Source organism: Streptomyces sp. PU-14G (assembly GCF_041028275.1).
Classification (GTDB): Bacteria; Actinomycetota; Actinomycetes; order Streptomycetales; family Streptomycetaceae; genus Streptomyces.
The window spans coordinates 21,609-43,825 of record NZ_JASKYT010000005.1 but is presented as its reverse complement, the minus strand read 5'-3'; the positions used below and the strand labels follow the sequence as shown (position 1 = coordinate 43,825).

At 69.1% G+C, this 22,217-nt stretch carries 22 protein-coding genes and 6 pseudogenes; 15 read left to right on the top strand and 13 right to left on the bottom strand.

Features of this window, described 5'->3' with window-relative positions; translation table 11 throughout:
* Positions 1–93: 93 nt before the first annotated feature.
* Both AB8Z75_RS01395 and AB8Z75_RS01390 read left to right on the top strand, forming a co-directional pair.
* Positions 94–291: a hypothetical protein gene (locus tag AB8Z75_RS01395; protein ID WP_369199458.1), complete on the top strand. Its 198-nt coding sequence runs from the start codon at positions 94–96 to the stop codon at positions 289–291.
* A gap of 172 nt (positions 292–463) precedes the next feature.
* Positions 464–1,012, top strand: coding sequence for a GNAT family N-acetyltransferase (locus AB8Z75_RS01390; RefSeq protein WP_369199457.1), 549 nt, complete (start codon positions 464–466; stop codon positions 1,010–1,012).
* Between the two features lie 230 nt (positions 1,013–1,242).
* Here the strand turns inward: AB8Z75_RS01390 and AB8Z75_RS01385 are convergent.
* Positions 1,243–1,629: pseudogene (locus AB8Z75_RS01385) on the bottom strand (fumarylacetoacetate hydrolase family protein); the annotation flags it as partial.
* A pseudogene (locus AB8Z75_RS01380) lies at positions 1,628–1,867 on the bottom strand (fumarylacetoacetate hydrolase family protein); the annotation flags it as partial. The pseudogenes AB8Z75_RS01380 and AB8Z75_RS01385, both read right to left, overlap by 2 nt.
* A gap of 502 nt (positions 1,868–2,369) precedes the next feature.
* On the opposite strand from AB8Z75_RS01380, the gene AB8Z75_RS01375 reads away from it, so the two are divergent.
* Positions 2,370–2,747 carry a hypothetical protein gene (locus AB8Z75_RS01375; protein ID WP_369199456.1) on the top strand — a complete coding sequence of 126 codons (378 nt, stop codon included), beginning with the start codon at positions 2,370–2,372 and terminating at the stop codon, positions 2,745–2,747.
* Positions 2,748–3,030: 283 nt separating this feature from the next.
* On the opposite strand, the gene AB8Z75_RS01370 is transcribed toward AB8Z75_RS01375, so the two are convergent.
* The 3 genes from AB8Z75_RS01370 to AB8Z75_RS01360 all read right to left on the bottom strand — a co-directional run bounded on the left by AB8Z75_RS01370 (position 3,031) and on the right by AB8Z75_RS01360 (position 6,312).
* A complete protein-coding gene (locus AB8Z75_RS01370; RefSeq protein WP_369199455.1) occupies positions 3,031–3,705 on the bottom strand; it encodes a DsbA family oxidoreductase in 675 nt (224 codons plus the stop codon).
* Positions 3,706–4,025: 320 nt separating this feature from the next.
* Entirely contained in the window at positions 4,026–5,525 is a 1,500-nt protein-coding gene (locus AB8Z75_RS01365) for a UbiD family decarboxylase (protein ID WP_369199454.1), read from the bottom strand.
* A gap of 163 nt (positions 5,526–5,688) precedes the next feature.
* Positions 5,689–6,312, bottom strand: coding sequence for a UbiX family flavin prenyltransferase (locus tag AB8Z75_RS01360; RefSeq protein WP_369199453.1), 624 nt, complete (start codon positions 6,310–6,312; stop codon positions 5,689–5,691).
* Positions 6,313–6,410: 98 nt separating this feature from the next.
* Between AB8Z75_RS01360 and AB8Z75_RS01355 the strand changes: the two genes are divergently transcribed.
* Positions 6,411–6,872: a MarR family winged helix-turn-helix transcriptional regulator gene (locus AB8Z75_RS01355; protein ID WP_369199452.1), complete on the top strand. Its 462-nt coding sequence runs from the start codon at positions 6,411–6,413 to the stop codon at positions 6,870–6,872.
* A gap of 130 nt (positions 6,873–7,002) precedes the next feature.
* On the opposite strand, the pseudogene AB8Z75_RS01350 reads toward AB8Z75_RS01355, so the two are convergent.
* Positions 7,003–7,113: pseudogene (locus AB8Z75_RS01350) on the bottom strand (oxidoreductase); the annotation flags it as partial.
* A gap of 130 nt (positions 7,114–7,243) precedes the next feature.
* Positions 7,244–8,008, bottom strand: a complete 765-nt coding sequence (locus AB8Z75_RS01345; protein ID WP_369199451.1) for a glucose 1-dehydrogenase — start codon at positions 8,006–8,008, stop codon at positions 7,244–7,246.
* A 560-nt stretch (positions 8,009–8,568) separates the two neighbouring features.
* On the opposite strand from AB8Z75_RS01345, the gene AB8Z75_RS01340 reads away from it, so the two are divergent.
* Entirely contained in the window at positions 8,569–9,495 is a 927-nt protein-coding gene (locus tag AB8Z75_RS01340; protein WP_369199450.1) for a helix-turn-helix transcriptional regulator, read from the top strand.
* Positions 9,496–10,696: 1,201 nt separating this feature from the next.
* Here AB8Z75_RS01340 and AB8Z75_RS01335 read toward each other — a convergent pair.
* Positions 10,697–11,155 carry an ASCH domain-containing protein gene (locus AB8Z75_RS01335; RefSeq protein ID WP_369199449.1) on the bottom strand — a complete coding sequence of 153 codons (459 nt, stop codon included), beginning with the start codon at positions 11,153–11,155 and terminating at the stop codon, positions 10,697–10,699.
* A 73-nt stretch (positions 11,156–11,228) separates the two neighbouring features.
* Between AB8Z75_RS01335 and AB8Z75_RS01330 the strand changes: the two genes are divergently transcribed.
* From AB8Z75_RS01330 to AB8Z75_RS01295, 8 genes and pseudogenes are all read left to right on the top strand, one after another.
* Positions 11,229–11,354: a hypothetical protein gene (locus tag AB8Z75_RS01330; RefSeq protein WP_369199448.1), complete on the top strand. Its 126-nt coding sequence runs from the start codon at positions 11,229–11,231 to the stop codon at positions 11,352–11,354.
* A gap of 42 nt (positions 11,355–11,396) precedes the next feature.
* Positions 11,397–11,548, top strand: a pseudogene (locus AB8Z75_RS01325) (IS5/IS1182 family transposase); the annotation flags it as partial.
* Positions 11,549–12,114: 566 nt separating this feature from the next.
* On the top strand, positions 12,115–12,522 hold the full coding sequence (locus AB8Z75_RS01320) for a hypothetical protein (protein WP_369199447.1): 408 nt from the start codon (positions 12,115–12,117) through the stop codon (positions 12,520–12,522).
* Between the two features lie 336 nt (positions 12,523–12,858).
* A complete protein-coding gene (locus AB8Z75_RS01315) occupies positions 12,859–13,221 on the top strand; it encodes an ArsR/SmtB family transcription factor (RefSeq protein WP_369199446.1) in 363 nt (120 codons plus the stop codon).
* A complete protein-coding gene (locus tag AB8Z75_RS01310) occupies positions 13,218–13,724 on the top strand; it encodes an SRPBCC family protein (RefSeq protein WP_369199445.1) in 507 nt (168 codons plus the stop codon). Before AB8Z75_RS01315 ends, AB8Z75_RS01310 begins: the two co-directional genes overlap by 4 nt.
* Before the next feature lie 135 nt (positions 13,725–13,859).
* Positions 13,860–14,816: a GlxA family transcriptional regulator gene (locus AB8Z75_RS01305; RefSeq protein ID WP_369199444.1), complete on the top strand. Its 957-nt coding sequence runs from the start codon at positions 13,860–13,862 to the stop codon at positions 14,814–14,816.
* Positions 14,817–14,941: 125 nt separating this feature from the next.
* On the top strand, positions 14,942–15,940 hold the full coding sequence (gap, locus tag AB8Z75_RS01300; protein WP_369199443.1) for a type I glyceraldehyde-3-phosphate dehydrogenase: 999 nt from the start codon (positions 14,942–14,944) through the stop codon (positions 15,938–15,940).
* A 27-nt stretch (positions 15,941–15,967) separates the two neighbouring features.
* Positions 15,968–16,129: pseudogene (locus tag AB8Z75_RS01295) on the top strand (SAM-dependent methyltransferase); the annotation flags it as partial.
* Between the two features lie 267 nt (positions 16,130–16,396).
* Here AB8Z75_RS01295 and AB8Z75_RS01290 read toward each other — a convergent pair.
* Together AB8Z75_RS01290 and AB8Z75_RS01285 are read right to left on the bottom strand one after the other, a co-directional pair.
* The gene (locus AB8Z75_RS01290) at positions 16,397–17,305 is read right to left on the bottom strand and encodes a 2Fe-2S iron-sulfur cluster-binding protein (RefSeq protein WP_369199442.1); all 909 of its coding nucleotides are present in this window, start codon (positions 17,303–17,305) and stop codon (positions 16,397–16,399) included.
* A 32-nt stretch (positions 17,306–17,337) separates the two neighbouring features.
* A pseudogene (locus tag AB8Z75_RS01285) lies at positions 17,338–17,963 on the bottom strand (MSMEG_1061 family FMN-dependent PPOX-type flavoprotein).
* Between the two features lie 134 nt (positions 17,964–18,097).
* On the opposite strand from AB8Z75_RS01285, the gene AB8Z75_RS01280 reads away from it, so the two are divergent.
* Complete coding sequence (locus tag AB8Z75_RS01280; RefSeq protein WP_369199441.1) at positions 18,098–18,772, top strand: TetR/AcrR family transcriptional regulator; 675 nt, start codon at positions 18,098–18,100, stop codon at positions 18,770–18,772.
* Positions 18,773–19,002: 230 nt separating this feature from the next.
* Here AB8Z75_RS01280 and AB8Z75_RS01275 read toward each other — a convergent pair whose 3' ends face one another.
* The 3 genes from AB8Z75_RS01275 to AB8Z75_RS01265 all read right to left on the bottom strand — a co-directional run bounded on the left by AB8Z75_RS01275 (position 19,003) and on the right by AB8Z75_RS01265 (position 21,169).
* On the bottom strand, positions 19,003–19,350 hold the full coding sequence (locus tag AB8Z75_RS01275; RefSeq protein ID WP_369199440.1) for a VOC family protein: 348 nt from the start codon (positions 19,348–19,350) through the stop codon (positions 19,003–19,005).
* A gap of 404 nt (positions 19,351–19,754) precedes the next feature.
* Positions 19,755–20,105: a hypothetical protein gene (locus AB8Z75_RS01270; protein ID WP_369199439.1), complete on the bottom strand. Its 351-nt coding sequence runs from the start codon at positions 20,103–20,105 to the stop codon at positions 19,755–19,757.
* 239 nt (positions 20,106–20,344) lie between these two features.
* The gene (locus AB8Z75_RS01265) at positions 20,345–21,169 is read right to left on the bottom strand and encodes an alpha/beta fold hydrolase (RefSeq protein ID WP_369199438.1); all 825 of its coding nucleotides are present in this window, start codon (positions 21,167–21,169) and stop codon (positions 20,345–20,347) included.
* Between the two features lie 71 nt (positions 21,170–21,240).
* Here AB8Z75_RS01265 and AB8Z75_RS01260 point away from each other — a divergent pair, with 71 nt between their 5' ends.
* Complete coding sequence (locus AB8Z75_RS01260) at positions 21,241–22,191, top strand: GlxA family transcriptional regulator (RefSeq protein ID WP_369199437.1); 951 nt, start codon at positions 21,241–21,243, stop codon at positions 22,189–22,191.
* Positions 22,192–22,217 lie beyond the last annotated feature (26 nt).

Genomic DNA, 22,217 nt, shown 5'->3' with positions numbered 1-22,217 from the left:
AGGCACAAAGAGACCCTCCTGGCATCGGTGGTTGCCGCCGTGACCGCATCAGCTGCGATAGCTTGGAGATCCGCCATGGCGTACACCGCCAACATGGATGAGGCCAGCGCAAGCTGGCTCGCCGGTCTCGACGAGCCGCAAGGCATCACCCATCTCGGCAACGGGAAGGTCAGATTCAGCCAATCCGCCTACTCCTACCTGCGGAACGTCCCGCCCCACATGGATGTCCACATCGACAGCCACGACCGCATATGCCTCTCAGAAGGCTCATACCAGCTGACCCGCTCCTGAATAGCTGACCCGCTCCCGATGGCTGACCCACTGCCGATAGCTGACGTCTCCCGTCGGCGCCTCCTTCGCGGGGCAGCACCCAGGCGACCAGGCTTGGGTTGATGCGGCCCTTGGACACGGTCCGCGCAGCACGTAGCCTGCGAGGACCCGAGAGCGTTCCGGAGCGGTCCTCATGGAGATCACGTGGCGTCGGATCGAGGAGCAGGACTTCCCTCTGCTGCGGATGTGGCTGAAGCAACCGCATGTGAAGCGGTGGTGGAATCATGAGACCACAGCGGAAGCGGTAGCACGCGACTTCGGCCCCGCCGCCCGAGGCGAGGAGCCCTCGGAGGATCTCCTCGCCTTCCTCGAAGGCCGTCCCGTCGGTCTCGTCCAGTGTTCACGCCTGCTCGACTACCCCGAGTACCTGTCCGAGCTGGCAGCCATCGTCCCTGTACCTGACGACGCGATGACCATCGACTACCTGATCGGCGATCCCCGCCAGACCGGCCAGGGCATCGGGACAGCGATGATCCACGCCGCCATTGTGCGGATCTGGGCCGAGTACCCGTCCGCACCGTGCGTCCTCGTCCCGGTGGTGGCAGCCAACCGCCCTTCGTGGCGGGCGCTCGAGCAGGCGGGGCTACACCGGGTGGGGACCGGAGACCTGGAGCCGGACAATCCAATCGATGACCCGGCCCACTACCTCTACCGCGTCGACCGGCCAGGGGCCGGCGACTGACGGTCTCACCCGTGCGTCAGCCAGAACGCACACCCTCGGAGAAACCAGCGCGCGTCCGGCAAGCGGGACGCTCAGTCAAACGAAATTCGCGAGCTGTCAAGCAGACAGCCTTAGCCACTACTCGACGGTGCTGCAGCAGCGCGCGACGACGTCGCTGCGGCGGGAGACGTGTCGGTCGAAGCCGGGCGGGGCGGGTCGCGTCGGCGGCCCCGGTCGGGGTTGCGACCCGGTCACGGCCATTCGCGCCGGCGGCGGCGCCCCGCCGGCAGTGCTACGGGGTCGGGACCGGGGATCACCGTGTTGGAGAGGATGCCGATCCCCTCGACAGTGAGCGTGACCCTGTCGTCGGGCTTGAGTGGGGGCGGAGTCCGTTCGCCGCGTAGTCCCCACAGTTCGGCGAGACAGCCACCATTGCCGCAGGTTCCGGAGCCCAGTACGTCACCTGGGACGACGCGCGTGCCGCGTGAGGCGTAGGCCACCATCTCCTCGAACGTCCAGCTCATGTTGGACAGCAGATCTTCGCCGACCACCTGCCCGTTGACCTCGGCCGTCAGCGCCAGGCGCAGGAAGCCCTCGGGGTCGCGATACTGTTCCAGTTCGTCCGGGGTCACCAGGTAGCTCCAGTTCCCAGACGGGCTGCTGGGCCCAGGCGGGCAGGGTGACGTCGTCGTACGGGCCGGTGATGGCACTCGGCAGTCCGATGAAGACGTACGGCCGGTCCTCCCTCGCACGTCCGTCCATGATCCCCGCGATCTCGGCACGGGCCTCCTCGACCGTACGCGGGTCGTCCGGTCGGCGGTGCGCGACCTCGAGGTCGATCACGTGCTGCCGGTAGTTCGCCCCGGACTGGAGTACACCCGCTCCCCGGTGGGCCAGCTGCGCGCGGAGCAGGCTGGTGTGCGAAGTGGTGGTGCATTTCCCGGCCCCACCACTCCCCCAGTCTCGCCTGATGACCGATGGCGTCGGGGTGAGAGTGGCGACGGTATGCCGGAGCCCGAGGCGGCGCAGTAGGCCGTTGGGCAGCCGGGCGGCGTCGGGCAGCGGGCGCGCCGCGCCCCGAGGTGGAGCCGGGGTTGGGCCGTGGGGTCACGTGCTCTCCGAGGCGGAGGCGGTGGACCCACCGCTCGGACACCTCGGATAGGCGGCATACCAGGAGTGTCCGGGGTATGCGGCAGGAAAGAAGCGTCCGGCGAACCTGCGCGGGCGGTCCCAGCAGCCGCGGAAACCGGACGCACCGGTTCGGGGTGTCGAGCCGTGAGCGCTGCCATAAGCTCAAGGTATGGGTGGGGAGCGACGGCAAGGGGTGCACATGGCGGCGGATGCTGAAGGGATCGGACCGGTGAGTTCGGTACCACCAGTGACGAGTCTGGCCCGTTTTCTCGCTGGGTTGGCGCTCACGCTGGTCGTGGTGGCCATGGTCCTGCTCTTCCTTCCGGTCAAGGCCGAAGGGGCCACAGACGACGACCCTTCGTGCGGACCGCTCGTGGCGCCGGAAGCCCCGCACCTGGACACCGTCGAGTGCAACACCCGGCACGTCCGCCAGCTGGGGCATGTCGCCATGATGGTGACCGGTGCCCTCGGATGCGCCGTGGTCAGCTTCATGCTGCGTATCGAACAGCGAGCAGGAGCGCACACCGATGGGCGGAGCCCCGTACAGGGCCACGATGGGATGAGCAGGAGGGAGAGCCCGGGAGTCACGACAGGAACAGACTCCCCGCATCCTGCCCAGGAGTGACGCGAGAACACCGGCGTTCGCTGCGGTCGCCGACGGTGCCCATGGTGATCAGCAGTTCGGCGATGCGGAATCCTTGGATATCGATGGCTGACAGCAGCTGCCCGCCGGTGGGCCCAAGTAGTCACTCAAATGCGGCACCGCGACGTTCAGGTCCGTCGTGCTCAGCGCGTTCGTGAGCGCGGGCAGCGCGAGCACGGCCTGCCCGAGTCCCTTCCGGGGACGCCACGTGACAGGCGTGACGGTGTATCGGGGAACCACCGGCGGGCGGCGGCCGGCGTGGAGGTCAGGCCGTCCGGGGAGCGTGTCCGTCACCGGGCGGGGTCTTCCGCTCCCATTCCTCGTTCAGCATCGCCAGCATGTTCTCGGCCTCCGCCACGCCGTGCAGGACCTGCCGCCCGTCGACCACGAAGGACGGCACCGAGGTCACGCCGGCGGCACGGGCCGCTTCCTCCTGCGCACGTACATCATGGGCGTACCGGTCTCCGCTCAGCACCGCCGCCACCTCTCCGTCCGGCAGGCCGGCCTCAGCGGCCAGTTCCCGCAGGACACCGTGATCGGCGATATTGCGGGTCTCGGCGTGATAGGCGTGGAAGAGAATGTCGAGCATGGTCGCGCCGGCACCGGCGTCGGCGGCGAGCAGGCAGATCCGGTGCGCGTCGAAGGAATTCACGGGACGCACCTGCTCAGGGCGCAGGGTGATGCCTTCCTGTACACCGAGCGCACGGATTGTGTCGAAGACCTCGGCGATCTCGGAGGGTTGCATGCCGTAGTTGGCGGTCATGAGCTCCGACAGCCGGCCCCCGGGAAGGCGCGGCTGGTTCCTGCGCAGTTCGAAGGCGCGCCAGACGACGTTGACTTCCTGAGCGTGCGGGAAACCGGCCATCGCCCTTTCCCAACGGCGTTTCCCCAAATAACACCAGGGGCAGACGATGTCGGACCAGACCTCGACCGTCAGCATCGAGCACTTCCTTTCCTGTGGCCGGTCTTCCCTGTCATGCGGACGCCGTGGGACGCCGGCGGACTCGCACGCCATGTTTCGACTTGAAGCGCAGTTGAGGTCAAGCGATGCGCCGAACGAGCCGGGCAGCTCGGGGGTCTCCCGCCCGCCGCCTCGGCACGTCACCGCGCCGGGCCTCTGCGAGTGCGCCCCGGCCGACGCGGGGTGAACGCCCGGTGTCCGGCCTCTTGTTGAGGACGCTGCTGGTTCGTCATGGCCACACGCCGGCGGCCGGCGCATCGCGGGCGAAGGCGATGACGCGCACATGGGCGCCTGGTCGCTCAGCGGACCTCGGAAAAACCGTACTCGGCCCAGTTGTCAAGGACGCGGGTGCGTACATCCTCCGGGTAGGAGTTGTCGAAGCACGCGGCGATGCCCGGGGTATGTCCCGTGAGCTGTTCGGGCAGCAGGCAGCTGGTGACGGACTTGCCTCCCCTGCCGGTGCGCGCCTCCTCTGCGGTGAGGTACGGGACCATCGGGATGCCGGGCGCGTCCGGGTAGACGTACTCGCCCGTGCCGGGGTGGTAGCGCGTCGCCATGGCCCAGGCCACCTGACGGATGTCGGTGACGTCGATGTCGTCGGCGACAAGGAGGACCTTGGGCACGAGCCAGCCGGTGTGCGAGCCGAACAAGACCTCGGCCACGGTGTCGGCGAGCTCCCGCTCGGTCATCTGCGTGCGGGCGAGTCGTTCGACGTCGAGGGCGAGGACGATCCAGCAGGTCGCGGCCTCGTACGAGCACCAGGCCATCGAGACCGGCAGGCCGTTCGAGCGCAGCACGTCCAGGCTCGTGGCCGAGATCATCGTTCCCCAGATCGTGTGGTTCTCCTCCGGCGGCAGGCCCGCCACGCAGATGGGGAGGATGGGGTTGTCGCGGTACGTCACCCTCTCGACGTGGAAGACCGGCTGCTGCTTGCCTTCGGGGAAGGCGTAACCGTGGTACTCGCCCATCGGGCCCTCGGGCGCCGTCTCGTCGGGGCTGATCCAGCCTTCGAGTACGATCTCGGCGTTGGCCGGGACGTAGAGGCCGCCCGACTCCGTGCGCACCACCTCGACGGCGCTGCCGGCCAGTGCGCCGACGTAGCCGTCCTCACTGACGTGTGCGGGCAGCGGCATGCCCGCGGCAGCCAGGGCCGCGGGCGGGGCGCCGAGCACCATCGCCCAGGGGGTTCGCTCGCCCTTGTCCCGCCACATCTGATGGATCATGCCGATGTGCTGCTGCGGCATGGCGGGACCCACCAGGGTGTTGCGTGTGTTGAGCATGGTGCGCGCGACGGACCAGCTCGTCCACGCGCCGTCGGGGGTGCGGACCACATGGAAGCCGTAGGTGCCGAAGTAGCGGCCACCGTCTTGTTCGTGCAGCAGCGGTACGGGAAAACGTTCCAGGTCGACGTCGTCGCCAGTGAGGACGTTCTCCTTACAGGGGCCATCGCCCACCACACGGGGAGGGACCGGGTCCGCGTGCATGGCTGCCACGAGGTGCTCGACGAGCTCTCGCGGCGCAGTGCTCCGCGGCAGGCCGAAGTGCGCGGCGAGACGACCGTACATCCCTCCCGGGAGGCTGCTCAGGCCGGCAGGTGCCCCGAGGATGCGGAATCCGGGGTCGCCCTCGGTGAGGTTGCCGAACAGCGGGGCGGGTCCGTTGGTCTCGTAGACGCGGCGGGTGATGGCACCGGCTTCGAGCGAGGGGCTGACCGGCGTACGGATGTCGACCGCGTCGCCAGCGGCGAGCAGTTCCCGGACGAAGTCACGGAAGTTGAGGGCGCTACCGCGCTGTGTCATGGCGATACCTTTCCTACGGAAGGGAGACGAGGTGACCGGCAGCGCGTAAAGCGCCAGGAGCCGATCGGGACGGAGCGGGTGCGGCCGTCCGCCCGCGCCGCGAGCCGCCCCGGCGGACGGCGGGGCGGGGGGCGCCTGTGCAACGGAGCGTCGTGCCCGAAGGTCACACTGGCGGCGGGGCCGTCCGTGGCGCCGGGTGGACGGAGTTCCCGCCCTCATGCGCGGCGGCCCGCATGCCCTGCCACCGCTTGGCGGTGGGCATGTCCAGGTCGAACTGGTCGAGAATGCGCACCACGAGGTGCTCGACCATGTCGTCGACGGTTGCCGGCCGGTTGTAGAACGCAGGCATCGGCGGCATGACAACGGCACCCAGCCGTGTCATCTCCAGCATGTTCTCCAGGTGCACGGCCGACAGCGGAGTCTCCCTGGCCATCAGGACCAGACGGCGCCGCTCCTTGAGCGTCACGTCCGCCGCGCGCCCGATCAGTCCCTCCCCGTAACCGGTTCGGATCGAGGCAAGCGTCTTCATGCTGCACGGCACGACAATCATGCCGTCCACTCGGAAGGACCCGCTCGAGATCGGCGCGCCCTGGTCGTCGGGGCTGTGGCACACCGAAGCGAGCGCCTGCACCTGGCGCACCGTGAGCCCGGTCTCCTGTGCGAGCGTGGCCCGGGCCCAGCGGCTGACGACCAGATGCGTCTCGGCGCCCAACTCGCCCAGCGCCTCCAGCAGGCGCACCCCGATGGGGGCGCCTGTCGCACCGGTCATCGCCACCACGAGCTTCATACCGCACACCTCCCGCTCCGCCACAGTATTAGGACGTGTACGTCCTAACGCGTCAACGGTATAGTACGTACACGTCCTAAACAAACGGAGGAGCGGCAGTGGACACGTCTCAGGACACCGAGACCCCTACCGATCTGCTCGCCGCACTCAGCGGCCTCGGCCCGCTGGCCCGCCAGCTGAACCAGGTGCACACACGCCTGTGGCACGAACAAGTCCACCAGTCACTGACCGGGCCTCAGTTCACGGTCCTCAGCCTGCTGCACACCCGCGGCCCCATGGATCAAGGCACCCTCGGCGCCCTCGCCCACCTCGACAAGTCCACGGCCGCTCCCCTGCTCGACCGGCTGGACCAACGCGGGCTCGTCGACATCACCCGCGACAGCAATGACCGGCGCCGGAAACTGGTCCACGTCACTGACAACGGCCGGGCGCTGGCCACCCGGCTGGCTCCCGCGGTCGTAGCCGTCAGCGAGCAACTACTCGATCCCCTCACCTCCGAGGAGAAGGCCCTCTTCCTCGCCCTGCTGCGCCGAACCGTCCACAAAGCTCAGGACCACTGAGTTTTCGTTTGGTGCCCGTGTCAGGTAGCGCGCCGCAACTCGACCTCACGCGAGGCTGAAGAGCGAGCTTGCGGCGGGTTGGAGGGCCGCGCCCTGACTGCTGCGGGCTCTCCGGCCGGGGCCCGGGATCTCATCGGGCGACGTAGCCGCCGCCGACGGGGAGAGCGACGCGGACGACGTAGCCGACGGCGGGGCTGTTGAGCCACAGGACGGCCTGGGCGATCTCCTCGGCGGTGCCAAGCGGCTGATGGGGCCGGCCGATGAGGGCGTCCGATGGGGGCGTCCGCTGCGGCGGCCTCGGGGGCGAGTTCTTCCCTGGCGAGCATGTCGGCAGGTTCATGCGGGTGATTCCTTCGCCGGTAGTCGGCGGGTCAGACGGTCTGGCCGCCGTCGACGACGAGCGCGGTGCCGGTGGTGAAGGCGGCGTCATCGGAGCACAGCCACAGCACGGCAGAGGCGATCTCCTCGGGCCTGCCCAGGCGGCCGACGGGTTCGTCGGCGACGAGCCCTGCGCGACCGCCGGGGCGGGTGTCGCCGAAGCGGCGGATCATCTCTGTGTCGACGATTCCAGGGCACACGGCGTTGAGGCGGATGCCGTCGGCGGCGTGGTCGAGGGCGGCGGAACGGGTGAAGCCGATGACGCCGTGCTTGGCGGCGGCGTAGGCGGCCTGCCCCTGGAATCCCTTGACCCCGGCGCCCGAGGAGACGTTGACGAGGGCGCCGCCGCCCTGGCGGAGCATCTGCCGGATCTGGGCCCGCGCGCACAGGAACATGCCGGTGAGGCTGACACCGACGATGCGGTCCCAGTCGGCCTTGGCGGTCTCGGCTGCCGACTGGACGGCCTGTTCGACCCCTGCGTTGTTGAAGGCGACGTCCAGGCGACCGAAGCGCTCCACGGTCGAGTCCACGGCTGCCTGGACGTCCTCCTCTCTGGTCACGTCGCAGGTCACGGCGAGGGCCTGGCCACCGCCGTCGGTGACGAGCCGCGCGGTCTCCTCAAGACCTGAGGCGGCAAGGTCGACGAGGGCCACGTGGGCTCCGGCGCGGGCGAAGGACAGCGCGGTGGCGCGTCCGATGCCGGAGGCGGCGCCGGTGACGAACGCGACCCGGCCGGTGAAGTCATAGGTGGTGTTCATAGGTGCCTTCCGGGAGGAGATTGAGGAACAGGTGGGCGGATCAGTGCCGGAACGAGGCCGTGGCAGCCGGCGCCGAGGTCTCGACCTCGCCTGGTCGGTCCGAGAACGTGTGCTGGGCCGCACCCAGTCGGTCCGAGACTGTGTGCTGAGCCACGCCCAGTCGGTCCGAGACTGTCTGTTGAGTCACGCCCCGTGAGGCCTGGTGCGAGCCCGCACAGGGCGAGCGCGGCCAGGGTGAGCGCGGCCAGGGGCACACATCGCCGGGGGCGTGGAGGACTCCTCCGCGCATGAGAGGGGGGTTCCTTGCCTACTGAGGGTGTCTGAATACGGAGAGTGGCGACATGTCGCCGGATGCGATTGTCCCTCCGGGGCAGGCGACGACGACCTCACCCGTCCGCTCGGCCTCGGGCGGGCTCTCGGACCGCCCCTGTGGTCCGGGGCCGGACATCGAGCGCCACGTCCTCCAGAGAACCCCCGTCTCGCGCGGGTAGCGAGTTACTGATGAGGGGTGTACCGGCAGTACACCCCTCCCTCCCCGTGAAAGCCGTACCGTCGTAGGTGTGGACAACCGTGAAGAGGTCCGCGAGTTCCTCACTTCGCGGCGAGCCAAGGTCAGCCCGCAGCAGGCAGGGCTGCCCTCCGGGCCCCGGCGGCGCGTTCCGGGGCTGCGCAGAAGCGAGGTCGCGGCCCTGGCCGATGTGAGCGTGGAGTACTACGCCAAGCTGGAGCGCGGCAACCTCGGCGGCGTCTCACCGGCCGTCCTGGAAGCCGTCGCCCGTGCCCTCCAACTCGACGAGGCCGAGCGCGCGCATCTCCTGCACCTGGCGCAGGCCGCTGACGGCTCCGACGCCCTCACCCGCCCCCGCCGCCGCGCCGGCACCCGGCAGTGGACCCCGCGCCGCAGCCTGCAGTGGACACTCGACGCGATCACCGCCGGGCCCGCGTTCGTGCGCAACGGCCGCATGGACATCCTCGCCGCCAACCCGCTCGCCCGCGCCTTCTACAGCGACATCTACGCCGACCCGCACAACCAGAAGAACCTCGCGCGCTTCAACTTCCTCGACCCGGCCTCCCGGCGCTTCTACCCCGACTGGGAGCTCTTCGCCGACATGGCCGTCGCGATCCTCCGTACGGAGGCCGGCCGCGCGCCCCACGACAAGGAGCTGCACGACCTGGTCGGCGAGCTGTCCACCCGAAGTGAGGAGTTCCGTACCCGCTGGGGCGCACACAACGTCCGCCACCACGGCACCGGCACCAAACGCTTCCACCACTCTCTCGTCGGCGACCTCACCCTCGCCTTCGAGGGCCTGGACATGGCCGCCGAACCCGGCCTCACCCTGACCATCTACACCGCCGAACCCGGCTCCCCCTCCGAAGAAGGGCTGCGCCTGCTCGCTTCCTGGGCCGCCACCCACGAGACGGACAACCCCACCGGGCAGCCCACAACCAGCCAGCGGTTTCCTTCACCTGAGGGTGACTTCGCGTGACAACTCGACCGGCATCTCAGCTCAGGGGTCCGGGCGCGGGAACACTCACTGCTGACGGGCCGGCCGCGCTTTCGCGCAAGGTGCTACTCACATCACGCGGGTCTGCGACCACGGGCGGCGGCCTGGTTTTTTGGGTGTTGCCGCACACGACTACTGAAGGTGGCAGCTTTACTGATCGTTTCAGAATGAGATCTGAGTCTGCCCTTTGGCTGAGATGATGCTCAGTGGTTCGACGGAACCGCTTGCCCTGCAAAGACCGGGCACTGGCTTGCACTGGGCATCCATCCCGTGGCCGCGCACCCGCACGCGCCCTACCCGTCGGGCGTCTTCATGTTTCCCTTCCGGGGCTTCGACGTGGTGGAGGTGCGGAACGGCCTGTGGGCTTCGGACCGGTCCTGGAACGCTGACAACGAGGCCGCCCCTTGGCGGAGTGGGGGTGAGCCTCGCGGCAGACATCGGCACAGGCACGTGGCGGCCCGCAATGGGCAGGAGAACGACTCGCGACTCATGGTGGACAGGTGGCAGTGCGGGCAGCAGTACGAGGTGTGCCGGTGGGGACCGTCAGCTTTCACACCGACCGAGGAAAGGTCCACCAGGCGCCCGCTCCCCGCTGACGGGACAGGCATGGTCCGGTGGGACACGACAGAGGAGCACTCGGCGTTCGTCCGCATCGAGGTCCGCCATCCCAACGGGGACGTCGCCGCACTCACCAATCCGATCATCCTCAACTGACCGCTCGCTTCGCCAAGGCGGGCACCTGGCACCTCGTCGCCGACTGTGCCGGAGTGGCACGGATGTACCGACTCGAACGGATCACGATGTGGAGAGAGGTCGACCAGCCACGACGAATCCGTGAGACCCGCAACAAGCGGCCTATGCCAGAAGGTTTCGGCAGCTTCAGCGACCGCCTCGGTGGTCAGTGTGTGCTTCCTCGTGACGATCTGCCGTCGTCCCCGGGGCTCCTCGGTGTGCCGCGAGACTGCGCGAATCTCGCCTCGTTTCTCCGCTCGGCAGACGGCAGCTGGATCAACGCGCAGCTTCCTCCAGAGCAACGGCGGCCCTGGGGCAAGTCGAGCACGCCCTCAGCGCCTGGGTCGGTCACCACCTATGGCCGGACATGGGGCCGGTCGCCCCTGATGGTGGGCAGGGGCCCGGTGTGAGCAACCCGTACGGGGCTCTGTCGGTCGTCAGGGAAAGCTGGTCAACCAGCCGGGCGAAGGTCGGCGGTGATGAGGCGGAAGCGTTCCAGGACCGCGAGCGTCCGATCGTCCACGGTGAACTCGGGTTCCCCCAAGCCCGCACGCATCTCCTCGCTGTGCCAGAACCGCTCGTGGCCTTCCCGCCACTCCGCCACGCTGGTGTGCCCTTCTCCCTCGTCCACCACATGGTCGAGATCCACCTGCGCCAGCGGGACCACGCGCACCTCGGTCACCTCGATGACGGCGACCGGTCGGTCGTCGGAGTCGATGACGACCGAACGGCTCCCCACGCGCGGCAGGGGCTCGCTTTCATGCTCGTAGTCGATGACAAGACTTGTCGTGGAAGTCTTGGAACCGCTGAGGATCGCGGCGACGAGCTGGTCACGTAGGGGCCCGGGAAAGCCGAACTCGGCCCTGGGCATCGACGCGAGGTTCGCGGGTGAGAGGGAGTCAGCCTGCATGTAGTCACAGTAACGGCCCTCTCCTCGGAGCGGAGCTTCCTGCGGAGCGGAGCTTCCTGCGGCGGCCCAGCCGATGGGCGAGCGGCATCCCGACTACGCGTCCCTGGGCCGCGCCGACGACTACCGTCTGCGGCTCGGCCCCGGCAGCGGCCTGAAAGACGCGGCCGAGACCAGCGTCCGGCTCCTCGGCAGCCGGTAACGAGTAGCTGGGCCGGGCCAGCCGAAGTCGAGCGACCGCCCGCACGAGCTCCGCCTCGCTGAGCTCCACGAGGCGGGGCTGCTGGAGTGGGACGCCGCCGCGGTCGACTGCTCGCGTGTCCGAGCCGTGAAAAGGGGGCGCGCGCCGGACCTTCGCCGATCGACGGCAGCCGTCGGGGCAGCAAGCACCATGTGAAAACCGACCGGCACGGAACCCGACGGCACGCTGCACGCCGAGGGATTGGGCGGTCTTCCACGACGCCCGCACCAGCGAGTGGGTCTCTCGATCGCGGGTCCCGCCTCTGTTTCCCTCTCAAGTCTGTTTCCCTCTCGCATTCGGCAGTGACAACACCGCCGGGCTCGTCGAGGTTCTGGAACAGGTGAAGGTGTTCTACCGCGGCGAGCGGGTGGTCCTGGTCTGGGACGGCCTGTCCCCCAATGGAGCCGGCCATGCGGGCCTGGCCGCCGAACAGGGCTGGCTCACCCTGGAGCGATGACCGGCCTACGCTCCCGAGCTGTGCCCGGTGGAACTTGCTGTGGGTGACCCCATGTCATCCGATCGGTTGATTACGGCATGGTCCGGTAGCCCTATCGCAGCGTATCCACGTGAAGGATCACTCATCCCTCCCCGACGACCGAGGCTTCTGGCAGAGCCGCGGAACCTCCGGGAGCCGACCCGCGGCGACTGCCCTGACGTGTCAGGCATGCCATCGGCCGCCTGAGGGCCGATCCGGTGATCGCGGAATGTGAGGTGAGGCGTCGTGGGCGCGTTGTCGTGGAGCGCTGGCCTGATACGAGGGCTCAAAATGTGGCAGCGGCTGGTGGTGGTCGTCTGCCTGTGTCTTCTCACTCTGCCGCTCTGGTTCGCCGGGAAGAACACCTACCGGTTCATCGCCGGCCATCACACGAAGACCGACGGATACGTCCGCTGCGAACAGGGCGGTTCCTGTCACGGCACATGGCATCTGCCAGGTGGGCAGTATGGCAGGGGCGAGATCGAAGGTATGCGTTTCGAATACGATGAAGAATGCATCACGGATATACCTATCTACGCAGGTCCGGATTGGGGAGTCCGCAAGCGCTCTGCTCTGATGACCCGAGCAGTCGCACAACTGGTCGGCGCTGCGCTCGGTGCGGCTTTCGTCCTCTTCCTCGCCAGTAAGCCCTAAGCTTGTTCGTTCGCCACAGAGCGTTCCCGACCGGCTGCGGACGTGGGCGTCGACGGGCCTGGAGCAAGAGCCACCTCGTTGCCGATGGCCGGTGCCGGCCATCGGCTGCCCTCTCACCACTGATGAGACCTGGGCGGCACGGTGCCCGCTTGCCGGGAGGGACTGCCGGCGGCGAAGCTCACAAGCTCGCCTCAGAACCGTGCCCACCACATCGCCCCCGTCCGCTGCGGTTTTCGCATGCGACACCGTGTCCGGTCCTGGGCCGCTCCTCGGCTACTCCTCCCCGCTGGTCGACACCTTCTTGACGTATTCCGATATGGGCATACGATGGCTGGTATGGCACGGGCCGCAACAACAACAGACACGTTCAACGCGGTGGCGGAGCCGCAGCGCCGACGGATACTCGATGTCCTGACCGAAGGCGAACGGTCCGTCACCGCCCTGGTCGAGGAGCTGGGGCTGTCGCAGCCGCAGGTCTCCAAGCACCTGCGCGTCCTGCGGGACGTCGGTGCTGTGCACGTCCGGGAGGCCAGCAGGCGGCGGCTCTACCGGCTCAACGCCCAAGCACTGAAGCCGATCCACGACTGGGTCGCACGATACGAGCGGTTCTGGTCGGAGCGGTTCGACCGGCTGGACACCGTCGTCGAGGAGCTCAGACGTCAAGAACCGCCCGACGAGCGAACGGAGAACACGCCATGAGCAGCAACCGCACCGCGAACCTGACCCTGCCGGCGGACGACCAGATCCTCATCACCCGGGACTTCGACGCACCCCGGCGACTGGTCTACCGAGCGTGGACCACACCCGAACTGGTCAAGCGCTGGTGGTGTGGCGAGCGCGGGACGATGGACACGGTCGAGATGGACTTCCGGGTCGGCGGCGCATGGCGGTACGTCATGACAGTCGACGGGGGCTCCGAGGTCGCTTTCCACGGCGAGTACCGCGAGATCGTCCCGGAGGAGCGTCTCGTCTGGACCGAGGTCTTCGAGGGCGCGCCCGGGATGACCGCGGAGGAGGCGGAAAGGAACGCCGCGGTGAACACCGCCGTCTTCACCGAGCAGGAGGGCCGCACGTCGCTGTGGATGCTCACCGAGGTACCGGACCGTGCCGTACGTGACGCGATCATCCAGTCCGGCATGGAGGCCGGCATGCAGGAGCAGATGGCGGCATTGGAGGAGCTGGCGGCGTCGCTGACCGATTAGCTGGTTGCGCCTGGCGAGGCGGCTACAGCCGGCTGCGGACGTGGCCGGCTGCTCCGGGCCCTCGCACCGTTCCCCGGCGTACAGGGGGCGAGACGCAGTGGGCGTATCGGCGTCACGCCCCGCTAACCTCTCCTTGTGCCAGCTCCCCACCTGCGTCGCGTCGCCGTTCTCGTGCTGGAGGGTGCGAAGCCGCTCGATATCGGGATTCCCGCGCAGGTCTTCACGACCCGCGACAGCATGCCGTACGAGGTGCGGGTGTGCGGGGCGACACCCGGCCTCGTGTCCGGCGGCGACGGCCTCGCGTACTACGTCGCCCACGGCCTCGACGCGCTTGCGTGGGCCGACATCGTCTTCGTCCCCGGGTACCGCTTCCCGGACCGCAACGACCCGCCGCAGGACGTCGTCGACGCACTGATCGGCGCCCACGGCCGGGGCGCCCGGCTCGCCGCCATCTCGACGGGCGCCTTCGCGCTCGCCGCCACGGGCCTGCTCGACGGCAGGCGCGCCACGACGCACTGGCACTACACGCGAGCACTCGAGGCCAGGCATCCGCTCGTCCAGGTCGACGAGAACGTGCTGTTCGTCGACGAGGGTAGCGTGCTCACCTCGGCCGGCGCCGCCTCCGGCATCGACCTGTGCCTGCACATCCTGCGCGGCGACCTCGGAGTGGCCGCGTCCAACCACGCGGCCCGGCGTCTGGTCGCGGCTCCCTACCGCAGCGGCGGCCAGGCCCAGTACGTGCCACGCAGCGTCCCCGAGCCGCTCGGCGAGCAGTTCGCCGCCACCCGCGAGTGGGCGCTGCACCGGCTCGGCGAGCCCCTCACCCTCGGCATACTGGCGCGGCAGGCGGGAGTTTCGCCGCGCACGTTCTCGCGGCGTTTCGTCGAGGAAACCGGCTACACGCCGATGCAGTGGGTGATGCGCGCCCGCATCGACCTGGCCCGCGAACTGCTCGAGCGCTCGCAGCGCGGCGTCGAACACATCGCCGCCACCGTCGGGCTCGGCACCGGTGCGAACCTGCGCCTGCACTTCCAGCGCATCCTCGGTACCACACCGAGCGAGTACCGGCGTACTTTCACCAGGGGCGAGTGACCCGGCCCCGGACAACGTGGCGCTGTGGCGGGCGTGGCGGAATCCTTGTGAACCCTGGCGCTCCCACCGCTGTCAGCGGCCACGGCCGCGGGCGAGCCTGGTGCGGAAGGGAAGGGACCTCACTCATGACGCGCATCGCCATCAACGGCTTCGGCCGCATCGGACGCAATGTGCTGCGCGCGCTGCTGGAGCGCGACAGCCCCCTCGAAGTCGTCGCCGTCAACGACCTCACCGAGCCCGCCGCTCTCGCCCGGCTGCTCGCCTACGACAGCACGGCCGGCCGGCTCGGCCGCCCGGTGACCGCCGACGGTGACGCCCTTGTCGTCGACGGCCGTCGGATCACGGTGCTGGCCGAACGCACGCCGGCACAGCTGCCGTGGGCCGAACTCGGCGTGGACCTCGTCCTGGAAGCCACCGGCCGCTTCACCTCGGCCAAGGCTGCCCGCGCCCACCTCGACGCGGGCGCGAAGAAGGTACTCGTCAGCGCGCCGTCGGAGGGCGCCGACGTCACACTCGCGTTCGGGGTCAACACCGACGCCTACGACCCGGCCGCGCACTCGGTCGTCTCGAACGCCTCCTGCACCACCAACGCGCTCGCACCGCTGGCCGCTGTCCTCGATGAACTCGCCGGTATCGAGCACGGGTTCATGACGACGGTGCACGCCTACACGCAGGAGCAGAATCTGCAGGACGGCCCGCACCGCGACGCCCGCCGCGCCCGCGCCGCCGCTGTCAACATCGTCCCGACCACGACAGGCGCCGCCAAGGCGATCGGCCTCGTCCTGCCGAACCTCGAGGGCAAGCTGTCGGGCGACTCGATCCGCGTGCCGGTGCCAGTGGGCTCGATCGTCGAACTCAACACCACCGTCGCCCGCGACGTGACGCGCGACGACGTGCTGGCGGCGTACCGCGCCGCGGCGCAGGGGCCGCTCGCCGACGTCCTCGAGTACTCGGACGACCCGCTCGTGTCGTCCGACATCACGGGCAACCCCGCCTCGTCGGTCTTTGACTCGTCCCTCACCCGTGTCGACGGCCGCCACGTCAAGGTGGTCGCGTGGTACGACAACGAGTGGGGCTTCTCGAACCGCGTGCTCGACACGCTCGCGCTCCTCGCCGTCCGCTGACCGCACTCCGGTGGTGCCTCACCCGCGACCGCCGACCGCTACGGCGGCCGAGGGAAAACCGCGAGGTCCTCGGCCGCCGTCCTCGCACCGACTCCTGCCTTCCTCGCAGAGCTCGCCGAAGGCGACCGGGCACTGGCGTGCGCCGTCGGGACCGGACGAGGGGGCGTCCCGCCCCGGGGACGGTGCGTGGTCTCGCTCGGGGATGTCGCGCCGCGGACGGGGGCGAAGCCCCGTTCAGCCAGAGTCCGGCAGAGCACATCTCCGTGTGGCGCAAGCCGGCATCAGGTCAGTCACGCGGCCGTCGACGTCACGGCGTTGTCGGCTGTTCGTAGTCGGAGAGGAGCCGGCTCACAGGTGGGAGCTCCGCGCCGGCCTTCCCGCGTGGCGGACGTGTCGTGGTGCGCGGGGTGCGGACAGACCGCACCGGGATGGCCGCGGTCTGTCCGGGAAACCTCTTCACAGGTCGAGGACGAGGCGGGGGGACAGCGCGCGGGACACGCACGCGTACATGCGGCCTTTGGGCGCGCCGATGTCGTCCCGGTGCTCGGGGGCGCCGTCCAGGACGGCGACGTCGCAGCTGCCGCACACGCCCTCGCGACATCCGGCCGGGAGGGGGTGTCCGGCGTGAGCGAGAGCGTCCAGCAGGGAGACGCCGGCCGGCACGGCGACCGTGTCCGCAGACCGGGTGCATACCGCTTCGAAGGCCGTATCGGGGGCGAAGGTGCGAGGGGCGGGCTGGAACCGTTCGGCGTGCAGCCTCTCGGCGGGGAAGGCCTCGCCGGCCGCCGCCAGCATGCCGGCCGGGCCGCAGCAGTAGACCAGGGCGTCCGGCTCCAGGGTGGCCGCGAGGGCGGTGAGGTCCGGCCTGCCTTGCCGTGTCGTCTCCACGATCCGCACCCGGTCGTTGTAGGAGCGGCGCAACTCGTCGGCGAAGGGCATACGGCCGACTGAGGCGCCCACATACAGCAGGGTGGCGGGGAGACCGGCGGCCACTGCCTCGCGCAGCATCGGCAGCAGGGGGGTGATGCCGATTCCGCCGGCGACGAAGAGGTACCGCGGGGCGCGGACGAGGGGAAAGTGGTTGCGGGGCAGGGACACGTTCAGGGCGCGGCCCGGGCGAAGGAAGCGGTGGAGGTATTCCGAGCCGCCGCGGCTGAGCGGATCGTAGCGGACGGCGATGCGATAGGCGTCCTGGTCGGCGGGGTCCCCGCACAACGAGTACTGCCGGGTCAGCCAGTTCGGTACAGACAGGTCGATGTGGGCTCCGGGCTCCCAGGAGGCGAGTTCGCCGCTGGTGGCGCGCAGGGTGAGGGCGACGATGTCCTCGGTGAGACGGTCGATGTGTTCGACGACGGTCTGTTGCATCGATTCTTCCTCTGTCGGCCGGTGCGGCGTGGTCAGTAGAGTTCGCGGTACCCCTTTTGGAGGGCTCGTTCGAGCAGTTCGGGGTCCTGGTCGACGCCGAACTGCGCGGCTGCGATCTCGCCGAGTGACGGCAGGCCCTCGGCCAGTTCCTGGCTGGCGGGGTCCCACAGCCGGGAGCGGATCAGCGCCCGCCCGCAGTGGAAGTAGGCTTCGGCCACACGACGATCGCGAACTGGGGCTGTTTGGCCTCGGTGCGCATCCGCACCAGCACCTCGGGTTCGTCGGTGACGTAACCGCTGCCGTTGACGCGCAGGACCTCACGTACACCGGGGATGAGGAAGCACAGCCCCACGCCGTCGTTCTCGGCAAGGTTGCGGAAAGAGTCGGCGATCTTGTTGCCGGGGCGGTCGGGCAGGGCGACGGTGTGCTCGTCGAGGACCTTCACGAAGCCCGGATAGTCCCCGCGCGGCGAGCAGTCGGCGCGTCCGGCGGCGTCGGCCGTGGCCATCATCGCGAGGGGTGAGTGGGCGATGAAGAAGCGGATGTAGTCGTCGACGCGGTCCCGCACCTTCGCCTCGATCATGGGTTCTGGTGGCCCGAGCCGGGCCAGTACCTCGTCCACGGAGACGCGGCGGGGGCGCGCCGGGGCATGCGTCATGGCACCTTCCTTGTACGGGTCAGCGGTGCGGCCTCGGACGCCAGGCGCCCGCATCGTCGCAGTTCATGGCACTATTGTGAGCAATTACTCAGCTCGTGCGCTACTCGCTTTCCCACCCCTCGCCAGGAGGCTCCATGACGTCCGACCGCCGTGGACTTGCGCCACGTAAACAGCCCCGCCAGGTCCGGGCCGAACTGACCCGGCAGCGCATCCTCGACGCAGCTGCTCACGTTTTCGCCGAGTACGGGTACGCCGCAGGGACCACCAACCGGATCGCGCAACGGGCCCGGGTCTCGATCGGATCGCTGTACCAGTACTACCCCAACAAGGACGCGATCCTGGTCGAGTTGCTGACCCGGCACCTCGACGCCGGCATGGCCGCCACTCCCCCAGGCCAGGACGAGGAGCCACCGGCACCCCTCGAAGGCATCATGCGCTTCCACGTGCGCCAAGCCATCGACAACCACCGCGAAGACCCGCAACTGCTGCGCGTGATGATGGAGCAGGGCCCTCGCGCCCCCGACGTGCTCGAACGCATCGCACGGAGCGAACTCGAACGCATCGCCTACGCCAGCAGACTGCTCCACGACCACCCCGAAGTACGGGTCGCCGACACCGACACGGCGGCCCGGCTCGTCGTCTCCACGATCGAGATGGTCGTCCACAAGATGATGGCCACCCCCGAGCAGACCGACACCACACGCCTCGAGAACGAACTCGTCGCCATGCTCACCCACTACCTCACCAGCGGCCCGGCCCGGACCTCGGGAAACCCGCACACGCAACCGGACCCGAACCCACACACATGAGTGTGCGAGCCGGTAGGTGACGACGCGGTGGCCGTCCAGTCGGCGTCGGCCCGCGCACGCTGCTCACCGACCCGTGCCCCAACCAGTCCGGTACGAGCAGCCCCGCGTCCCGGTCCGAATGCAGACCCAGGCCAGGTCCAGGTCTACCGACGGACGCAGCATCCGGCCGGGTGCGATGTCCCAACGAGTCCGACCGTCCGCAAAGCCGAGCCGTGTGCCATGGGGGGTGGTCAAGCCACAGGGTTCTCCAGCAACGTGACCCGGTTGCCGTCGGGGTCGTCCAAGGCAGCGAACCGGGTGACCTCACCACCAGTCAGCACCGGCCCCGTGGTCAGACCGCGCTCCACGAGACCGGCCAGCTCACTGTCCAGGTCGTACACCTCGATATTCAGCAGCGTCGAACCGGCGCGCGCGGAGTCCTCGAAGACCTGCAGCCAGCCACCCGACGTGAGGTGCCAGTCGGCCAACGACGGCATCGGCCGAGTGTCCGCCGGACGCCCCAGCAACCGTTCGTACCAGATGACGGCTGTGTCGAGGTCCCGGACCGGCGCGACCATCAGTACACGCGCGACGTTCATGACTCCACCAGCTTCCTCGTTGTCTCCTGCCTCTTACTGTTCACACAACCAGAGACTTCAGAACTCACCACTACTCATCGCTCATGTCCCGAACATTCAGCCAGCGCGAGTTTTAAACCCCCAGGCCGGCTTGTCGGATCCGTCTCCGCAGGGTCGCCCAGGAGCGCGGCGAGCGTGCCCCAGCGACGGCACTCCAGAGCGAACACGGGTGCCTTAGGGGTGCGTGCGCGTACGGTCGCGCGCTGAAGCAGATGTTGCCGCTTCGGTACTGCACGGCGCCGCGTGCACGCGCACGTGCGCGTGCCCCATGTCCGCGTCGGCGTCCGCGTCCGCGTCCGCGTCCGCGTCCGCGCAAGGAAGCCACCTGGTACGACAAGATGCCGTGCGCAGGACATTGGACTCGATCAGGCGGGGTGTTTCTCGCAGCGTCCGTCCAGCCGGGTCTCCTCGAGACGAAGGAGAACACTGGCCACTACGCAGCCGAGCGCGCCGACCATCGTCAATCCGACGCGCCCTGTCTGACGGAGCTGGCTGGTGTGGCATGGGTCCGTTTCCGCCCATTGCTCATCGGGGAAGACAAGGGAGCCGCACGGCGGGGTGGCAGTCTGCGAGTAGTTCGATTGTGCGTCGATCCCGACAAAGAGCAGGAGGGCTGCGAGCACGACCAGGGCGAGGGCCACACCGGCGCAGAACCGGGCCCATCCGCGCAAGAGAGCGACGCGCCTGGGTATCTGCGTACCTTCCGTGCCTGGCATAACTCTGCACCTCTCCCCCGGATCACCTACCCGACCAGCAAGAGAGAATACGCCCTGGGCAGCGGCGGATACGAAGGGGCCGCAGCCGCCCACTCGGAGGTCTCACTCGCCGAGAGCCCCGGCTCAGACGAGCCTGGTGACCTGAGCCGGGGCAAGCTGACGGAAGAATCCGCAAGAACCTGGCGAACCGAAGGGCGCAAAGGACTCGAAGGACTCGAAGCTGATCGTCCTTGATGCCTCTAAGCGGTGAAGAAGTCGGCGAGCGCGCGACCGATCTGGTCAGGGACGTTCTCCGTGGGGATGTGGTCCGCGTCGGGGATGCGGATGAGCCTGGTGTGGGGCATCTCCGTGGCGAACCGTTCGGCGTATTCCACCTTCTCGTGGAGGTCGTCCTCACCCCATATCAGCAGCTTGGGCGTGGTGGATCGCTGCAACGCGGGAACGAGGTCCAGGGTGTAGCGGTTGTCGGCCGCGCCCGCCAAGGCCATCCAGGAGCGTCGGACCCGCTCGTCGGTCCACGGATCCACGTAGTCCGCGACCAACGCTTCGGTGGCGACACCGGCCAGCACCCTGGTGACCGCCTGCCGGCGGGACGCGAGTACGCCCTCGGTCGTGTCCCCGCCGCGGAACCGGGCCACGTGGGGTGCGGGCCAGGAATCGTAGAGGACCGAGTTGACCAGGGCCAGCCGCGACACTTCGAGCCGGCCGTGGGCGAGGAGGTGCTGGGCGATGGCCCCACCGATGTCGTGGCCTGCCACGGCGATCGGTGCGGAGAGGTTCAGCGCGGAGGCGAAACGTGTCACCCAGTCGGCGAGGGCCGGGACCGTCGCTGTTTCCGGAGTGAGTCGGCCTCCTGAGCGGCCCAGACCGGGGAGGTCGACCGCGAGGGGCCGCAGCCCCGCATCGGCCAGGTGGCCCAGCACGGGGAGCCACACACGGCTCCAGTATGTGCCGTGCAGCAGCAACACGGGGGGTCCCTCCTGCCCTGCCGTCAGGTAGCTGGCCGGTTCACCGTCGACATGGACCGCGGTCCGCGACACCGTCATTTCGGAGGATTCACTCATGGGGCCACTGTGGCCTGTGGGGGCCACCCGGCCCGAGAGTCCAGAATGACACCTACAGGTACAATCTTGCCATGCGTCTCCATCGGGTCGTGGCCCTGCTCAAACCGCCCCAGTCGCCCTTCGAGCTCGCCTGCGCCACCGAGGTCTTCGGTACCGTCCCGCAGGAGGAACCGCCCCGCTACAGTTTCCGGTTCTGCGCCGAACACCCCGGTTCTCTGCAGACCACCGCCGGCTACGCGATGCTCGTCGACGCCGGGCTGGAGGCCCTGGAACAGGCGGACACCGTGGTCGTTCCCGGCTGGCAGCCTCCTGGCGCGTCCGCCCCACCGACCGTCACCGCGGCACTGCGGGCCGCCCACCAGCGCGGCTCGCGGATCATCGCCATCTGCACGGGGGCCTTCGTTCTTGCTCAAGCCGGACTGCTCGACGGCCGCCGCGCCACCACCCACTGGCGCAGCACCGCTCAACTCGCGGCCACCTTCCCCGAGGTACGGGTGGATGCGGACGTGCTCTTCGTGGACCACGGTGACGTGGCGACCAGCGCCGGGACCGGCGCGGGCATCGACCTGTGTCTGCACCTGGTCCGTTCCGACCACGGCGCGGCATACGCCGCCCAGATCGCCCGGAACATGGTCCTGCCGCCGCACCGGGACGGCAGCCAGCTCCAGTACGCTGCACAACCCGCACCGGCCAGGGCTGACGCGTCATTGGCGCCGCTGCTGGAGTGGGCGATCTCCCGACTTGACGCCCAACTGACTCTGGAGTGTCTGGCCGAACGTGCCGGGCTGTCCAGCCGGACCCTCGCCCGTCGGTTCGCCGAACAGCTGGGCACCAGCCCCGGTCAGTGGTTGCTCAGCCGGCGCCTCGACGCGGCACGGGCGCTGCTGGAGCAGACCGACCTGCCGGTCGAATCCATCGCCGCCCGGGTCGGACTCACTTCGGCCGTCAACCTGCGCCGCCGCTTCCAGGCACACCTCGGCACCACACCCGGCGCCTACCGGCGCACCTTCAGTCAAACCTGATGGCCGGGAAGCCCGAGAGCGAAAGT

Excerpts from the sequence above, each read along its gene's own strand:
- AB8Z75_RS01395 (WP_369199458.1), top strand. The coding sequence starts at position 94 with ATGGATGAGGCCAGCGCAAGCTGGCTCGCCGGTCTCGACGAGCCGCAA.
- AB8Z75_RS01390 (WP_369199457.1), top strand. The coding sequence starts at position 464 with ATGGAGATCACGTGGCGTCGGATCGAGGAGCAGGACTTCCCTCTGCTG.
- AB8Z75_RS01370 (WP_369199455.1), bottom strand. The coding sequence starts at position 3,705 with ATGCTGACGGTCGAGGTCTGGTCCGACATCGTCTGCCCCTGGTGTTAT.
- AB8Z75_RS01365 (WP_369199454.1), bottom strand. The coding sequence starts at position 5,525 with ATGACACAGCGCGGTAGCGCCCTCAACTTCCGTGACTTCGTCCGGGAA.
- AB8Z75_RS01360 (WP_369199453.1), bottom strand. The coding sequence starts at position 6,312 with ATGAAGCTCGTGGTGGCGATGACCGGTGCGACAGGCGCCCCCATCGGG.
- AB8Z75_RS01345 (WP_369199451.1), bottom strand. The coding sequence starts at position 8,008 with ATGAACACCACCTATGACTTCACCGGCCGGGTCGCGTTCGTCACCGGC.
- AB8Z75_RS01335 (WP_369199449.1), bottom strand. The coding sequence starts at position 11,155 with ATGCAGGCTGACTCCCTCTCACCCGCGAACCTCGCGTCGATGCCCAGG.
- AB8Z75_RS01330 (WP_369199448.1), top strand. The coding sequence starts at position 11,229 with ATGGGCGAGCGGCATCCCGACTACGCGTCCCTGGGCCGCGCCGACGAC.
- AB8Z75_RS01315 (WP_369199446.1), top strand. The coding sequence starts at position 12,859 with ATGGCACGGGCCGCAACAACAACAGACACGTTCAACGCGGTGGCGGAG.
- AB8Z75_RS01310 (WP_369199445.1), top strand. The coding sequence starts at position 13,218 with ATGAGCAGCAACCGCACCGCGAACCTGACCCTGCCGGCGGACGACCAG.
- gap (WP_369199443.1), top strand. The coding sequence starts at position 14,942 with ATGACGCGCATCGCCATCAACGGCTTCGGCCGCATCGGACGCAATGTG.
- AB8Z75_RS01290 (WP_369199442.1), bottom strand. The coding sequence starts at position 17,305 with ATGCAACAGACCGTCGTCGAACACATCGACCGTCTCACCGAGGACATC.
- AB8Z75_RS01280 (WP_369199441.1), top strand. The coding sequence starts at position 18,098 with ATGACGTCCGACCGCCGTGGACTTGCGCCACGTAAACAGCCCCGCCAG.
- AB8Z75_RS01275 (WP_369199440.1), bottom strand. The coding sequence starts at position 19,350 with ATGAACGTCGCGCGTGTACTGATGGTCGCGCCGGTCCGGGACCTCGAC.
- AB8Z75_RS01270 (WP_369199439.1), bottom strand. The coding sequence starts at position 20,105 with ATGCCAGGCACGGAAGGTACGCAGATACCCAGGCGCGTCGCTCTCTTG.
- AB8Z75_RS01265 (WP_369199438.1), bottom strand. The coding sequence starts at position 21,169 with ATGAGTGAATCCTCCGAAATGACGGTGTCGCGGACCGCGGTCCATGTC.
- AB8Z75_RS01260 (WP_369199437.1), top strand. The coding sequence starts at position 21,241 with ATGCGTCTCCATCGGGTCGTGGCCCTGCTCAAACCGCCCCAGTCGCCC.